The following is a 15,398-nucleotide window of genomic DNA, read 5'->3' as shown; positions in this document are numbered from 1 at the left end:
TAGGAAGAGTTAGAGGGCATTAGTTTTTGCGGGTAAAACTAATGTTTCCTACCTCGGACTGGCGAATTTGCGCTTTGTCGACCATCAGAAGAATTTTATATGTAGTTTAATTTGTTTTTAATACTCCCGTTCCTACTTCATATAGGAAAGGCGACTGCTCATTTCTCCATAAATTTGGTTGGGAATTAAAAGTCACTATTTCTCAAACACTGATTCTAGAGACTTTCGTAATTCAGGTTAAAATAAAGCTTTTATCAAATTTACGTTGTTACATTAGAATCTTGCACCTCCTTATTGCTATCTGTTGCGTGACGTACTCCGTATACCAGCAAAAAACTCCTTGCCTGGAACTTATATTCGGAAAATCTGCACCATCCGGAGTTTCAAACCCCCTCTAGAATCTCTTCAGATATATCCAAAACAAACGAGTAGGTAGTAGATAGTTTAAGAACCCGTACTTTGATATTTGTTCACCGCAACCGACCAAATAGTTATCGAGAGCATATAAAGAAGCAGACCAACAATCAAGGTACCATACTGAAAACTGGCCGTAAAAAGTACTTCTCCCTCTTTGTTTAAAAATAGTAGGGACGGATAGAAGTTAATAAAACCATAAGGAATTACAAATGTTAATAAAAATTGAATGAATTTGTTGTAGATCGAGAGAGGGTAATTAAGGAAACGTCTTAAATCATAAATAATTGTATTGCTTAATGAGGTTGCTTTTACAAACCAAAAACTTACACATCCGGTCATTATCATAATTGCCGATTGAATCAACGTTGCCCCGATTAATACAAGGATAAGCATGACGATATTCAAGCCAGACAATTCCAAATTAAGTTTATTTATGCATAAAATAAGAGAACCTATACCTAAAAGGACATGGCCAATATAGGCATGCTGGAACTGTTTAAAGATTAAGAGCGGGAGGGGATTTATTGGGCGTGTAAGAATGCCGTCAAATTCTCCATTCTGTACCATTGCTTCCAATTGCCTCATAGGCGACATAAAAAACATCCCGCTAATGCCGTGGGAAAGGATATTCAGATTGTATAAAAACAACACCTCATAAAAGGTCCAGCCACGTATCGTTTGAAAATGATTAAGCATGATCCAAAGGCCTAAAAACATCACAAAAAAAGTGATTATTTGAATTAGAATATCCATAAAAAATGCAAACCTGTATTCTAGACGTGTCTTCAAGTAAATCAATATGAATCTAGAATATAATTGGATATAATGCATGGTTATCCTCCCTGAATAACAAGCGAGTTTATTCCTTTTCTCCATAATACATAAGTTAATCCACTGAGCAGAAGGATCCAAATATATTGGCTTGTGAGCATTTCGAATGATTTGTTAAGGGATAGTTTCTCTAGATAAATATTAATGGGGACATAGTAAATATATTGAAATGGCAAAAAGCTCGATACTACGACTAACGACTTTGGGAAAAACCATAAAGGTATCCAGATACCTCCGAAAAGCCGTACCACATCCTCCAGTAATCGGCTAAAATGCCAAACTGATAAATACCAGAAACCGATAATACCTAGGATAAAAGATATAATGAAATTAAGAATGAAAGAGTTTATTAATGAAATAATAAATAGCATCATATTAGTGAAAGAGGGAATAGTCATATCAAATATAAAAAAACCGATTAAGATAAGTGGTGTTAATTGGAATGTAATACGAAAGAAATTATTACCTAAAGTTTCACAGAGAATATTCACGAAAAAATTCATTGGTTTAATTAAATCCATGGCTATAATGCCTGATTTTATTTTCCCATCCATTTGTTCAATGACCTGATTACCTATGATCATAGATATTCCTGTACTCAAGATCACATAGTAAATCATTTCTTGAATAGAAACAAAACCAATATTTGAATTGACACCTTGGCTTCCACCATATAATGCGACCCATACTGAGATTTGTATGAATAAACCAAGAATCTGGCCCATCAAATTCATCAATACATTAGCTTTGTAGGCAATATTCTGTTGATATGAGTTTCCTAACATCCGTAGATATAGTTTCATATTTTTAGTTTTCCTTTTAACGAATTCTCTGTATACATTCTCCGTATAACTTCATCTATCTCACATGGCTGAATCGTAAAGTCAATGATTGAAGATTCGCTCATAATCTTACTTAATATCTGCATGGAATTTATATCACCTTTGTTGTAAGTAATCTGTAGTTTTAAATCTTTTATTTTGGTATCCATAACGTTTAACGATAATAGTTTGTCTCTTAGACTAATCAAGTCATGATTATGTTCTGGTTCAATTGTTATAATTTCGTCCGATCCATACTTGTCCTTAAGGTGTGAAATATTACCGTCATACATGATTTGGCCATGATCAATAACAATAACCCTGGAACATAATTTTTCAACGTCGTCCATATCATGTGTCGTTAGTACGACAGTTGTCTGTCTGACTTTGTTGATTTCTTTAATAAACTCTCGGATTTTTTCTTTAACAACAACATCGAGTCCTATTGTCGGTTCGTCCAGAAATAAGATTTTGGGATCATGCAACAGTGCAGCGCATAAATCGGCACGCATCCGCTGACCAAGACTTAACTGGCGTACGGCTGTATTTTTAAATTCATGTAGATCCAATATGTCTGAGAATAGCTCAATATTTTTACGATACTGATCGTTCGGAATTTTATACATGTATTTCATAAGTAGAAGGGATTCGGTAACTGGAATATCCCACCAAAGTTGCGTGCGTTGACCAAAAACGACTCCGATGTTCTTCGCATGGATTTTTCTATTTTTATAAGGAATCAATTCGTTAACGGTAACACTCCCCGCAGTGGGCACTAGAATTCCAACCATCATTTTAATAGTGGTCGACTTTCCTGCTCCATTTGGCCCAAGATACCCCACAATTTCACCTTGATTGATTTGAAAGGAAATATCATTAACTGCTGTTTTATATTCATATTGTCTGTGGAATAGATCCTTTACAGCACCAGTGAATCCTTCTTGTCGTATTGGGCGTTGAAATTGCTTAGTCAAATTATTGACTGAAATTAAAGACATGTAGGTCCTCCTTCGAGGTTAGATTAGAATACTAGTTAATTATAAAAGGATACGACTCTTAATGATATACTCAATTTTACATATAGTACTTAATTATTAATTTAAACCTATTATAGTATTGATTTACAAAAGATGTTTAAGTAGTATAATACCTGAGTTCGTGTTGTCATCCCATCTTGCTTTCATTATGGACAAAAGCAATCCGAACGCCTTGTTTTCCAATTGATCTTCACAGCGAATATACAGATCGGCATTACTTGTAACAAGACTTGCTCGTTTGAATCAACTTATCGGTGGGGAGCCCTTCCATCTTGGTCTGGCAAAGCAGTCCCAGATAGAACTACATGACATAACCGTTTCCTAGAAACGGATTCTCCACTTATTTCAGGTATTAATTCAGTTGTTGAGGTAATGGCATACAGAATATGAAAAAAATAGAATGCGGGCAGGTGATTTCGGGGAATGTACGTGTCGGAATGGTTGGAAAGCGGAGCAAGGTTATGGCCTGAAAAGGTGGCAGTGAATACACGTCAATATCAAGTCACGTATTCACAGTTATTTAATTACGTGCAAGCATTTTGCAATTCGTGTCGTTCAAATGGGATGCACCGTGGTGATCGAGTGATCCTTTATTTAAGCAATACCCTTGAAGCAGTAATAGCTATTTTCGGTGTGATTAGAGCTGGTGGCATGATTGTATGTATTAGCCCAAGGACACCTGTCCCCAAACTAAAGCAGATATTGTCAGATTCAGGAGCTCAAATAATTGTCGCTGATCATTATATAGAAGATGACTTACAAATTAAAATAAAATTAGCAGTTCATATTAATAATAACGTTACGGAACAGCAGCGGAGTTGGACATCCCTCTGGGATTGGGTTCGGATTGAAAACATCAATGCTCCGTTGAATGAGGGAGAACATCTAGCGCTAATTTATACTTCAGGAAGTACTGGCAGCCCAAAGGGAATTATCAGTACAAGAAACAATATATTATTTTCTACCAAGGCAATTAATCAGTTTTTGATGCATGGTTATGATGATAGAGTGTTAAGCTATCTACCTTTGTCTTTTGATTATGGTTTGTATCAGCTGTTCTTGACGATCAGCAGTGGGGCAACATTATATTTGAGAGACTCTAGAAAGTTCGCAGTAGAGATTTCAACCCTGTTGCGAACAGAACAGATAACAGGTCTTCCTGGGCTTAGAAGTTTGTTTGCGTATTTCCTCCTTTCTAAAAAAGAAACTTTCGAAAGCATTCGTTATGTGACAAACACCGGAGATGCACTTCCCCCCAATCTCGTACAGCAACTGCAAAGCACGTTCCCTCAATCCAAAGTGTATTTGATGTATGGTCTATCGGAGTGCAAGAGAGTATCTATATTGCCGCCAGCAGATTTACAGCGAAAGCCCAATTCTGTCGGATTGCCGTTGCGTGGAACCTCAGTGAGAATAGTGGATGACTTAGGTCAACTTTGTGCTCCTTTTGTTGAAGGAGAACTTGTTGTTGAAGGGCAACATATCTGCGCAGGCTATTGGGGGAGAGAAGAAGAGACAAAGGACACTTTTTTGACAACGGATAATGGGGTAAGGCTCCTCAAAACAGGAGATATTTGTTATCTCGACGATGAAGGTTATTTATATTACGTTGGCAGACGAGATAAGATGTTTAAGTCCAAGGGCTATCGAATTGACCCATTGGAGATCGAGAATTCGGTAACTGATAATTTCACTGAAGTGGCTGATGCGATAGCCATAGGTGTTCCGAATCCTCGGGATGGGATGAAGATAATTCTGTTTGCGCGCACATCTCCCCATGTGGACAAGGAACATTTGATGCAAAGTATCATTGAGAGCTGTCAGTTATTACTTGAACCATGGAAACAACCTGAAGAAGTATTTATTATGGAAAAATTCCCTCTGACCACCTCCGGAAAAATCGACCGGAGGCTATTAACGGAGAACTATATAAAGGAGAGAGGAAATGAATCAGTACGAAGCGGAACAGCGAATAATTAATGCGATTAAACAGATAAAAGGCAGCAATATATCAATAAACAGCGACTCCAGACTGTTTGGGGACCTCGGTTTCGACTCGTTGGCGTTTATGGAATTCGTAGTATATCTTGAGTCTGAATTCGGAGTGGATTTAGAAAAATTAGTGGTAATGGTTGATGACTTATCTGTTTACTCATTGGCAGGATTTATTATCCAACCTTAAGGATGTTTCTAACGATTTATTAATTAGTTAGATTATTTTGAACACTTTATGAATTATTGTGATTGTTAGTTTTCATAGAGAGTTGGGAAGAAGGGATATTCGTGATGTTACGACAGCCATGTTTCTCTTGGTTTTGTCCCAACTATGGGCCAGGATCTAACGGACTACGAAGCGATTTAAGCCTAAATGATATTATCGACAGTGCCATAATCGCCGAAAATATGGGGTTTGACGCTATATTGACACCGGCAGATTCAAATTCATATGACCCTTGGATGTTATCTATGCAAATCATATCGAAGACTCAGAAGATCAGACCCATTATTGCACTTAGACCTGGATTTATTGCCCCTGTTTATACTGCGCGTATGATCGCCACGCTTCAACAGCTAAGCGGAGGGCGAGCCGATTTCAATATAGTCACAGGGGGATCTACCCTGGAGCTAGCAAAAGAAGGATGCCGTCTTTCGCATGAAGAACGGTACAGGAGAACCTATGAGTATATGGAGGTAATATCTAATCTCCTGAAAGAAACCAAACCTTATAGCTTTAATGGACAGTTTTACAACATAACAAATGCAACTTTATTCCCGAAGATACCCGACTTGATTCATCCTAAATTCTATATAGCCGGAGCTTCTGCTGATGCTGTTAAGGTCGCAAAATCATTCGGCGACTTTTACTTAATGTGGGCACAGCCTATTGAGTCTACTAAACAACAGTTACTACAATTTGAGCAACATGATAAAGTTCTGGATTATTCCCTCCGAGTGAATATTATCGTAAGAAAAAACAAGCAGGAGGCAATTGAAGCCGCCAATGCAACAATTCAAGATCGTTCTAACTCCAGACGTCTTATTGAGCTTGTAAATATTCACTCGGATTCAGTTGGTCAAAAGAAAATGATGGCATTGGCACTGGAAGGAGGTGTACACGATACATGCTTGTGGTCTAACATCTCGGTTGGTAAAACTGGAAGTGTACCGTTTCTTGTAGGTTCAACTGAGGAGGTTCGAAACTCGCTAAAACGATATCTGGAATTAGGGTTTAGTAACTTCATACTAGCCAGCACGGATACGGGATCAGAAATCGGATATATAAGTGAAGAGATCGTCTCGTATTTTCACAACTGTCTCTAAACATTTCGTTATGGAACCGGGCTGTATCAATAAACAATAAATGATTGGAGGATCTATGTTATGCCTACTGGTATTATTGGAAAAATTATCATTGATGAACATAAGTTGAGCAATGATCTTAAGACACATAAGAAGTTTCCTCTTATACAAGAGGAGTATGATGAATTCAGTATTGGTATATGGCAAAATTGCTCGCTATGGAGCTATTCAAGCGATATCCACGACACAATGTACAAGGACCACAACGATCCATTAAAAAAGACGGCTTATGGAGAACAACTACCTTACATTAGTGAATTATTAGAAAAAAATTTTTCACTAGACAACTTAAAAATGGTTCGTACAAGAAATTTGGTCAACGGAATGGTTATTCCCCATGTTGATTTTGTTGAACTTGATAAGCCAAAAGATAATTACTTCAGATTGCTAATACCCTTGGAAGATAATGAATATGCATTTCATTCCGACAGAGATCATGTGTTCAGAATGAGAAAAGGCGAAGTCTGGTTTATTGATGCAGCTATTTATCATGCCGCTGCAAATTTTTCAACGAATAGCAGAATTATGCTTTGTTTGGACTACGCTTTTCCAGGTTTATTTAACCCTGCCGATGTTTTTGTCAATAAAGAAAATTACAATCCAGGCAGATACACACCGTTTATTGCTAGTTTGGAAGAACCTGATATCAATATGGAGAACAATTTGATTTCGTCACTCTCCCAAATTGTCTCCCGGTATAATTTTAGAGACATGATATTTCTTTTGGCAAAGGTGCATTTTCAGAAAAAAGTACCAATTGAAGCCTGTTTCGACTGGATGATTCGGATTGCAGAAAAATCTGAAGATATCGCAATCATAAACAAAGCGAAGGATTTGCGGAGGTTTGCAATCGAGAGTCGAACGTTGGGCGAAAGATTTTCGATTTACGAATGGCCCGAGGTTAGTAGTCTAACAGTAATTTGATTGAGAGGAGTGGATAATTTGCTGCTTACAAGGGATGAACATAGTTGGGTTGACGATTATGGAATAAAGTTGCAACATTTATTTCCTTTACTTGAAAACCGGGACATGGCCCCGTTTGGTTCGGCTTGGGCAAGACTATTACCCGGTGAAATCTCAACAAAGCATTCTCATCGGGTCGCCGAGTTGCTTTTTATTACTAAGGGTGAGGGAATGGTGCACATAGACTCCGATACAACGTATCAAGTATCGGAGGGGGATGTTATATATTTAAAGCCTAATTGTGAGCATTACATTAGTAATACAGGTAAGAATGAAGATGGAATGATCTTGTTATCCATATGGTGGGAGTCTAATGAAAGACTTATTAAGCATTTAAATACGCATTTGTTGCCTGAGTAAAGTAAGGGGGGAGTGAATGAATTCTATTGATATTCCAAGACAGACCGTAACCTATTCACCATTTGTAGAAGCCGTTGCTGCAGTCTGGCGCATAGAGCAGTCACTTGATGAACAACCGGGTCCCCGACAGCCTGTAGTCGGGAAAGCGCAAACACAACAATTTATTGACCAGTGTATTGAGCCATCCGAGTATTGTTTATTGAAGAATGCTTTGAAGAGTTGGAACCTTTATAGGGTTCTACAGTTTGGGTTCATATCTGGAAATTACGATAACGAGGAGCTTGGTCCACTTTATTCGCTTAGTCGTAACCCTCAATTCAACAATCGAGTAATGGGGCAGCTAGATATTATGTATGAGCAGTATGGTATTAGGCTGGATAAAATCAAAAACCTGTACAACGGAAGCTTGTTTTGGGAAACTTCATACCTTCATAAACTACTCGAAGGGAATAGTATTCAACTTAATCTTATTCCAAGTGTCTTTATGCTTCCTGCTCCGCGAGGTCAGACAGGATTTTTGGAATTCTCAGATGGTTACGATATGACATTAGTTTTTGGATGTACGGGTCCCATTAACGAAGACACAGCCACCAATTATCCGAATTGGAATCAATGGTTTCGCAACGGTGTTTGGCATTTTCTTGCCCGCTCATATTGGACAAGAAAAATGGATGGGTACGAACCCATAGATAGCGGCTTGTTGGGGGATGCTTATGGTTTATTAAAAGAAGCGAATATCGTTAAAGTGGACATCTCAAACTTCGTAATATCCGAGTATAAAGACTGGTATGACTATGCAATCGATAATTTGGTCTTTGCTACCAGATTGATGTGTGAAAAAGAGGTTGGGGGCGAACATGCATATCAGGAAAAAAGAAAATGGTACTATTCGCTAGGAAGATTCCAAATCGACTGGTTCTCCCAAATATTAGAACCCGCCTTAAAGGGCATGAGATTAAGAGAGTTATGCTTATTATGGATCAAAGAGGTGGCTCCATTACTAAAAGAGCCAGCAGGTTTTATCGGACCATTGGGAGCATGTGAGAATCCATTATGGTCAAGTAAAGTTAAAATCGTTTTCTCACCGAGTATCAGTCACGGGATGCGAAGAGCTGTAAGGGTTTGGATAGCCAACTTTTGGAGAATTAAACCAGAACTTCTGGATTCAAAAATGCTCGATAATATTAGCGAAGACTCTAGTCATCTAATTTTCGCTGTTTTGGAAGATATAGATTGGCTTGAAGAGATTAAACAAAATATTTCCATTTCGTGGGATGCGGATGGACTTGATGCTCTACTGTTCGTGCAAAAGAACGGGAATCAAAATCAATATTGGAGTAGAGTAACTATTAGTAAATCCGAGTACGATCTCTTAAAGTTAAATCAACAAGCCAATATATATATGGATTGGGCCGCGCTGAGAAACGAGGAAGTCTTGAGCGGCATCCATATTCTTTAGTATTAATAGTTGAGAGTAGGGATGGAAAGTGGATTGGTCAGAGCAAAAGATACAGGAAGCATGCGCTGCATACCAAACGCCTTTTTATTTATATAATCAAAGCCAATTAATGGGGAATTATGAGTGGTTATTTAGCAATTTGCATGACTCGGTGAACATATATCTTTCATTAAAGACAAACAACAACATATATCTCGCCAATCTCTTTCAGCAAGCGGGCAGCGGAGTCGAGGTGGCGTCAAGTGGAGAATTAACCTTAGCACTGAAGGCAGGTTTTTCCCCGGACAGAATAATTATGTCTGGCCCTGGAAAAACAGTGAATGACTTGACGACAGCAGTAGACATCGGGATTAGAAGCATTAATGTTGAATCTATTGACGAGCTGCATATTATATCGCAAATCGCGACAAAAAAAGAAAAAATAGTTCCAGTATCGGTGAGGATTAATCCTGATTTCAAAGCTAAAAAACCTACAATAAGCATGGGAGGTAATCCACGGCAGTTCGGTGTGGATGAATCGCAGCTTAATGTCTTTTTCGAGTCACTAACGTCATTGCATAACTTGAAGTTTTTGGGGATTCATATTTATTTGGGTACTCAAATTTTATTAAGTGAAACAATAGTCGAATCTATGAAGTATACGATAGAGTTGGCTAGCTTGATTAAGGAAACCTATGGATTTACCTCTACCCTCATCAACCTCGGAGGGGGATTTGGGGTACCATATTTTCCTCACGAGCAACCGCTGGATATAAAAAAGCTTCTTGAGGAAATCAATGCTTTGATAATTGACTACACGAAAATAAACGAAGATACCAAATTCATTATCGAAAGCGGAAGATTCCTATTAGCTGATTATGGTATTTATGTCGCTACTATATTATATAAAAAAATATCAAAAGGCCAAACTTTCCTCGTTACGGACGGCGGTATGCATCACCATGTTTCCTCCACTTTTCGGGGGAGAACAATGAGAAACAACTTTCCGCTGAAGCTCATATCCAGTAGTAAACGTCATGAGGCTGCTCTGTCAGAGAGAGTCAACATTACAGGAGTACTTTGTACGCCTGAGGATTGTATGGCGTTAGGTGTAGACCTTCCGGCCGCCGAACCGGGTGATAGAATTGTTTGGTTCAAATCGGGCGCGTACGGACTGGCGTACAGCCCGCAACAGTTTCTAGGTCATGCAACACCTTGGGAACTATTGCTTAATGAAAATGAGATTATTGTGATTCGACAAAGAGGTACGGAGTGTGATTTGTTTTTAAATCAAGTAATGGACTTTCAAGAGTTGAAAAGCGAGGTGCCAGATGGTAAGCGGAGTAAAAATGAAGTTATGGGAATTGGTTGATAGTGTTAGCGGTATTTTTGCGGACCGTGCTGGACATTTTGACGAAACCCGCGAATTTCCTTTCGAAAATTATAACCTGATTGTTGAAAACCATTTGCATGCTATTAATTTGCCAGAGCAATATGGAGGACTGGACTTAGGTATTGAGGAAACAACGAAATTATTGTCACGTTTAGCAATGGGATGCGGACAGACAACCCTTTCTCTTGCGATGCATTACTATTCTTTGGGAGGGTTCAAGAAAATTTTTTCCGAAACAATGAAAGAGAAAGTTTTAAGGGATATTGCTTATAATGGCAAATTCATGGCATCCATTAGTAATCCTAATATTCTACTATTGAAAGATAAAAGAGACATTCAGCAAGTAACTAACTTAAAAGGTGAAAAAGTCGAAGGTGGCTTTATTGTAAATGGCGAGAAAAGATTTGTATCAGGGAGCCCAGCAATTAGCTATTTGCCGATTTATTGTGTGACTGACAGCAGTAACAAATACTCGTATGGGATTTCCGCAATGATGTGCCGAATTAACGATCCCGGCATTGAAGTACAAAATACGTGGAACCTGAATGCAATGCGTACGACAGCTAGTCATAACATACGATTTACAAATGTATTCGTTCCAAACGAAATGGTGATTGGACGAGAAGGCTACGGTATAGATGACACACAGGATCTTATATATTGGTTTAGACTGTCGCAAGTATCTGTTTATTATGGAATGGCAGTTGCTGCCTATGAATATATAAAGAGCGTCGTGCATACGCAAAAGGATCATATATCAAATCGTCCGATATCATTTCTACCGGGCGTGCAATTTGCGGTTGCCGATCTAAAAATTAAGCTGGATGTCTGTCGATCTCAAATTACGTACTGTGCCAAGTTAGCGGATGAATTATTGAAAGAGGGAACAAATCAGAATGATTTATATATCGAGACACTTGTGACTAAGCAGTTTGTGACTAAGACTGTCAACGAAATTATTTGGTCTGCTATGCAAATCGTTGGGATGAGATCCTTGAGCCAGGGGCATCTGTTGGAACGGCTGCATAGAGACATAAGGGCCGCGACCTTTCATCCGCCAGCGGAAGATTTATTGAAGGAAGTAATCGGGAAGAAAGTATTACAAGTTCTTCCTGTTCGAATGCGTTGGGTATGAAGCAGAGAGGATGTTTAAAGAAATGGATCAGAATATCGTAGTGGATGTTAATTTCGAACCTGTAGACACGGAATTTTTAGATTGTTTTGAAGATAACATTGCAGTCCTGCTTGATCATAATGGGATCCAGAACGCAAACCGTGTTTTTGCATCTACCTGGTACTTTGATTTTTGCGATCAAGACGTTAATTTATTACCCAAATTAGATTACTTAACATTGAAAGATAGAATATACACTGAAACAGGATTTATGATTCATGAAGATAGTTTTACAAATGGTGATTACAAAGAAATAATTACGAATCATTTGTTGAATAACACTCCGATTATCGTACTCGGTGATGCTTATTATATGCCCTGGCTCACATATTATGAGAATGACCATAATCAGCACAGCTTTATTGTTTCGGGAATCAATACGAATACTGGGCGGGTAACGATAATCGACGCTTTAAAAATAATAACTCCATGGGGAGAAATTGCGCCGCAGAGGACAGAGGTCGACATTGACGTGATGATCCGAAGCATTGAGATGCTGCAGACGACAAAGCCAATGAGTTACTACGGACCTAAACCGATGAGCTATTTTTATTTAAGCAGAAAGGATACTATTCCTTTTATTAATAATGAAAAGAAAATAACAACCAACTTAGAGTATATGCTGAAGATCGAAGATGAGCAGCCAGTTGTCAAGTACGCTAATTTTTATAAATCACACTTTAAAGATCCAAGGTATACTCGGAAGTTCGTATCGTCTACCAATAAAATTGCAAGAGATAGAGCTTGTTATCACAAGTGGTTGCGTGATATTGAGTCACCTCTTATGACAAAGGAACTGATCGAAGAATTTCATGAAACCGTAGTAAAGCCTTGGAAGAATGTCAGTGCTTATGCATATGTATTATCCCGATCTATTCACAAGTATGAAGTAGTTCCAGACATATGTTTCAGGTTGCTTTCAGAGAAAATCTCCTTCGCAGAAAACACTCATGCCCAAAAGCTGAATCATTTACTCGGACAAGTTTTGTTAGGGGAGGAAAAGAGATGACTTCTTTAGAAGTTTTCTATAAACGAGTACTTACACAGCCCGATCATATTGCCCTTTGTTGGAATGACAAGCATTACACATATTCAGAGCTCTACAAAGAGTGTGTGCGTGCGGCAACTATTTTGTCTAGTCACGTGACAAAAGGGAGCAGGATATGTTTGCATATGCACAAGTCGGATCGCTATTTAATTATGATGTATGCCTGTATAATGACGGGGATTATATATGTTCCTATCGATCCTAAATCTCCAAGGGAGAGGGCTCATTTTATTGCAAATGATAGTCAAGCAGATTTGGTGTTCATCGATGACAAGACAAAGCAGTATTGGGTCGATCCAGAAACCGCGATCCCTAACGTGATTGATCTTTATCATTTTCTAAATGTAGATATTCCTGTCGCAGACCCTGCTGTCTATATACAAAACAATGTAGAGGACGATGGACTGGCATTAATTCTATATACTTCTGGTTCTACCGGACAACCTAAAGGAGTTATGCTCACACATGAAAACCTGAATGTCTTTATTTTATGGGCATTGGACTATTTTTCATTAACGTCGGAAGATCGAATTGCGTTGTTGTCACCTTTTCATTTCGATTTAAGCTTGTTCGATATCTTTGTCGGTCTAGGAGGCGGTTGCACGTTATTCCTTGTAGAAGAGGCTACCTCGATAATGCCTGAAGCGATTTACCGTTTTCTTAATATAAACAGCATTACTGTTATATATACGGTTCCAACGGCGTATTTATCACTAATAAAAAGAAGTTCTGTCAGGGAATCCGGGCTCCCTGAATTAAAACATATATTGTCCGCAGGCGAAACATTGTCTCCCGACGTATTATTGGGTCTGAGGAAAATTGCACCTGGTGCAATTATTTACAACATGTATGGGCCGCTAGAAACAAATGTTATAACGTCGCATATTGTGCAACCTGGGGAACACTTGAAAAGTGATATCCCGATCGGTCATAAATGGGACAGGATATCTGGAGCAAAAATATTTATTGTAGATGAAAATAAAAAAGTTATAGAGAATCCGAATACGGAAGGAGAAATTTGGGTTTCTGGTCCTTCTGTCTCTCCGGGTTATTTAAATTTATTAGATTCGAATAAAAAATTTGATCAATCGCTAGATATGAACGGTCAAACATATGTATGCTTTGCCACCGGCGATTATGGATGGTGGGACGAACATGACAGATTGCATTTTGCAGGACGCAAAGATTTTCTCATAAAAACCAGGGGATTTAGGGTTGAATTGGGCGAGGTAGAAAGAGCGTTGCTGCGATTTCCGGAAGTTGTCGAGGCGGCGGTAGTAGCCGTACCGCATTCGGAATATTCTCATCTGTTAGTTGCTCATATCGTGTTTCGAGATGCAGGGAATAAGTTAGAATTGCTACGCCAATATTGCCAAACCCAAATGCTCAACTACATGAATCCAAAGGAAATCATTGTACACGATAGCTTACCTAGGACAAGTGGTGGGAAAGTTTCAAGAATGGATTTGAAGGATATTTCGTACCAAGCCATTTATGATATCACTAAGAGATGAGGGTGATAAAATTGATTTACGAGCATCTTTTACAAGAAATTTGCAATATTGTTAATAAATCTTTCGAATCGAATCAACCTGTTACAGCTGATACGTTATTATCCGACTTGCCTGCTTATGATTCTCTCTCTGTTGTAGGTCTTATAGGCGATATTGAGGAAGTACTCGGCAATGCGGTACCGCCGGAAGTGCTTGTACCTGAAACGTTCCGTACACCGAAGACTATCGCTGATGTGCTATACACTATTCAATTAAGGAGTGTTCAAAAATGAAAAGAGAAGAAATTGAAAATCAAATAAAGCAGAAAGTTATAGAGATATTAGAGTTGGATCAGAATAGAAACGTTGAACCGCAAGAAGACTTAATAATGCTCGGATTAGATTCCTTTAAGTCGGTTTCGCTTGTTGTTGAGCTTGAAATGATGTTTGACATCGAATTCGCTGACGATGAGTTGTTGTTACAAAACTATTCTTCAATTGAACGTATCGTGGATAACGTTAGTAATCGACTATTCGTGTAAAGGGTTGATCGGGAGGATGCATTAAATGTACAGGGATAAATATTTCGAAGAATACGAACTTGGCGCCGAACAAATATCTTATGGAAGAACAATAACTGAAGCGGATTTTGTAATTCATGGAGGACAAATAGGAGACTTTTATCCTCATCATATGAATGAGGATTGGTGCAAAGATCGTGAATTTAAACGCAGAATTGCACATGGAACGCTTGTGTTTAGCATCGGAATTGGACTTTCTGTGATAGAGATTAACCCTTTAATTCTCTATTCTATTGGTTTTGAACACATCCGTTTTCGGAAACCGGTTTTTATCGGGGATACCCTATATGCAAGAGTATTGTTAAAAGATAAAAAAGTGAATCCATTACGAGAGAAAACTGGCGTTATAACGGAATATGTCGAGTTGATAAATCAGGATAAAGAAATCGTTATGACATGTGAACACGTTATGGTTGTAAATAGTAGGTGAAGCTGACAAGAAAACCATTAATACATTACCGCTGTAAAGTATGGCATCGGGGT

At 38.4% G+C, this 15,398-nt stretch carries 16 protein-coding genes; 13 read left to right on the top strand and 3 right to left on the bottom strand.

The features are described from left to right. Positions 1-444: 444 nt before the first annotated feature. The 3 genes from D3P09_RS21370 to D3P09_RS21360 form a co-directional block, all read right to left on the bottom strand. Positions 445-1,170, bottom strand: a complete 726-nt coding sequence (locus D3P09_RS21370; RefSeq protein WP_243644372.1) for an ABC transporter permease — start codon at positions 1,168-1,170, stop codon at positions 445-447. Between the two features lie 80 nt (positions 1,171-1,250). Further along, complete coding sequence (locus tag D3P09_RS21365; RefSeq protein WP_120113456.1) at positions 1,251-2,051, bottom strand: ABC transporter permease; 801 nt, start codon at positions 2,049-2,051, stop codon at positions 1,251-1,253. Further along, entirely contained in the window at positions 2,048-3,067 is a 1,020-nt protein-coding gene (locus D3P09_RS21360) for an ABC transporter ATP-binding protein (RefSeq protein WP_120113455.1), read from the bottom strand. The genes D3P09_RS21365 and D3P09_RS21360 overlap by 4 nt, the downstream gene beginning before the upstream one ends. A 468-nt stretch (positions 3,068-3,535) precedes the next feature. Here D3P09_RS21360 and D3P09_RS21355 point away from each other — a divergent pair, with 468 nt between their 5' ends. The 13 genes from D3P09_RS21355 (at position 3,536) to D3P09_RS21295 (ending at position 15,345) form a co-directional block, all read left to right on the top strand. After that, the gene (locus D3P09_RS21355; protein WP_165867531.1) at positions 3,536-5,086 is read left to right on the top strand and encodes a class I adenylate-forming enzyme family protein; all 1,551 of its coding nucleotides are present in this window, start codon (positions 3,536-3,538) and stop codon (positions 5,084-5,086) included. Then, positions 5,052-5,288, top strand: a complete 237-nt coding sequence (locus D3P09_RS21350) for an acyl carrier protein (protein WP_120113453.1) — start codon at positions 5,052-5,054, stop codon at positions 5,286-5,288. The genes D3P09_RS21355 and D3P09_RS21350 overlap by 35 nt, the downstream gene beginning before the upstream one ends. A 104-nt stretch (positions 5,289-5,392) precedes the next feature. Beyond that, a complete protein-coding gene (locus tag D3P09_RS21345) occupies positions 5,393-6,427 on the top strand; it encodes an LLM class flavin-dependent oxidoreductase (protein WP_120113452.1) in 1,035 nt (344 codons plus the stop codon). Between the two features lie 60 nt (positions 6,428-6,487). Next, entirely contained in the window at positions 6,488-7,390 is a 903-nt protein-coding gene (locus D3P09_RS21340) for an aspartyl/asparaginyl beta-hydroxylase domain-containing protein (protein WP_120113451.1), read from the top strand. An 18-nt stretch (positions 7,391-7,408) separates the two neighbouring features. Then, positions 7,409-7,789 carry a cupin domain-containing protein gene (locus tag D3P09_RS21335; protein WP_120113450.1) on the top strand — a complete coding sequence of 127 codons (381 nt, stop codon included), beginning with the start codon at positions 7,409-7,411 and terminating at the stop codon, positions 7,787-7,789. Positions 7,790-7,805: 16 nt separating this feature from the next. After that, positions 7,806-9,248 carry a hypothetical protein gene (locus D3P09_RS21330; RefSeq protein WP_120113449.1) on the top strand — a complete coding sequence of 481 codons (1,443 nt, stop codon included), beginning with the start codon at positions 7,806-7,808 and terminating at the stop codon, positions 9,246-9,248. Positions 9,249-9,276: 28 nt separating this feature from the next. After that, a complete protein-coding gene (locus tag D3P09_RS21325; RefSeq protein WP_243644370.1) occupies positions 9,277-10,599 on the top strand; it encodes a type III PLP-dependent enzyme domain-containing protein in 1,323 nt (440 codons plus the stop codon). Further along, the gene (locus D3P09_RS21320; protein ID WP_165867530.1) at positions 10,577-11,755 is read left to right on the top strand and encodes an acyl-CoA dehydrogenase family protein; all 1,179 of its coding nucleotides are present in this window, start codon (positions 10,577-10,579) and stop codon (positions 11,753-11,755) included. Before D3P09_RS21325 ends, D3P09_RS21320 begins: the two co-directional genes overlap by 23 nt. Before the next feature lie 22 nt (positions 11,756-11,777). Beyond that, positions 11,778-12,803, top strand: coding sequence for a hypothetical protein (locus D3P09_RS21315; protein WP_120113447.1), 1,026 nt, complete (start codon positions 11,778-11,780; stop codon positions 12,801-12,803). Further along, positions 12,800-14,356 carry an AMP-binding protein gene (locus D3P09_RS21310; protein ID WP_165867529.1) on the top strand — a complete coding sequence of 519 codons (1,557 nt, stop codon included), beginning with the start codon at positions 12,800-12,802 and terminating at the stop codon, positions 14,354-14,356. The genes D3P09_RS21315 and D3P09_RS21310 overlap by 4 nt, the downstream gene beginning before the upstream one ends. Before the next feature lie 2 nt (positions 14,357-14,358). Then, the gene (locus D3P09_RS21305) at positions 14,359-14,628 is read left to right on the top strand and encodes an acyl carrier protein (protein WP_165867528.1); all 270 of its coding nucleotides are present in this window, start codon (positions 14,359-14,361) and stop codon (positions 14,626-14,628) included. Next, positions 14,625-14,876 (top strand): acyl carrier protein, encoded by a 252-nt coding sequence (locus D3P09_RS21300; RefSeq protein ID WP_120113444.1) that lies wholly within the window; start codon positions 14,625-14,627, stop codon positions 14,874-14,876. Before D3P09_RS21305 ends, D3P09_RS21300 begins: the two co-directional genes overlap by 4 nt. A gap of 25 nt (positions 14,877-14,901) precedes the next feature. Beyond that, on the top strand, positions 14,902-15,345 hold the full coding sequence (locus D3P09_RS21295) for a MaoC family dehydratase (RefSeq protein WP_120113443.1): 444 nt from the start codon (positions 14,902-14,904) through the stop codon (positions 15,343-15,345). Positions 15,346-15,398: the final 53 nt, after the last annotated feature.

The sequence above is a fragment of the Paenibacillus pinisoli genome (genome assembly GCF_003605435.1).
In the GTDB taxonomy this organism is placed as follows: domain Bacteria; phylum Bacillota; class Bacilli; order Paenibacillales; family Paenibacillaceae; genus Pristimantibacillus; species Pristimantibacillus pinisoli.
The sequence above is the reverse complement of the archived record's forward strand: the minus strand, read 5'-3'. Positions and strand labels throughout refer to the sequence as shown.

Excerpts from the sequence above, each read along its gene's own strand:
- D3P09_RS21370 (WP_243644372.1), bottom strand. The coding sequence starts at position 1,170 with ATGGATATTCTAATTCAAATAATCACTTTTTTTGTGATGTTTTTAGGC.
- D3P09_RS21365 (WP_120113456.1), bottom strand. The coding sequence starts at position 2,051 with ATGAAACTATATCTACGGATGTTAGGAAACTCATATCAACAGAATATT.
- D3P09_RS21360 (WP_120113455.1), bottom strand. The coding sequence starts at position 3,067 with ATGTCTTTAATTTCAGTCAATAATTTGACTAAGCAATTTCAACGCCCA.
- D3P09_RS21350 (WP_120113453.1), top strand. The coding sequence starts at position 5,052 with ATGAATCAGTACGAAGCGGAACAGCGAATAATTAATGCGATTAAACAG.
- D3P09_RS21345 (WP_120113452.1), top strand. The coding sequence starts at position 5,393 with ATGTTACGACAGCCATGTTTCTCTTGGTTTTGTCCCAACTATGGGCCA.
- D3P09_RS21340 (WP_120113451.1), top strand. The coding sequence starts at position 6,488 with ATGCCTACTGGTATTATTGGAAAAATTATCATTGATGAACATAAGTTG.
- D3P09_RS21330 (WP_120113449.1), top strand. The coding sequence starts at position 7,806 with ATGAATTCTATTGATATTCCAAGACAGACCGTAACCTATTCACCATTT.
- D3P09_RS21320 (WP_165867530.1), top strand. The coding sequence starts at position 10,577 with ATGAAGTTATGGGAATTGGTTGATAGTGTTAGCGGTATTTTTGCGGAC.
- D3P09_RS21315 (WP_120113447.1), top strand. The coding sequence starts at position 11,778 with ATGGATCAGAATATCGTAGTGGATGTTAATTTCGAACCTGTAGACACG.
- D3P09_RS21310 (WP_165867529.1), top strand. The coding sequence starts at position 12,800 with ATGACTTCTTTAGAAGTTTTCTATAAACGAGTACTTACACAGCCCGAT.
- D3P09_RS21300 (WP_120113444.1), top strand. The coding sequence starts at position 14,625 with ATGAAAAGAGAAGAAATTGAAAATCAAATAAAGCAGAAAGTTATAGAG.
- D3P09_RS21295 (WP_120113443.1), top strand. The coding sequence starts at position 14,902 with ATGTACAGGGATAAATATTTCGAAGAATACGAACTTGGCGCCGAACAA.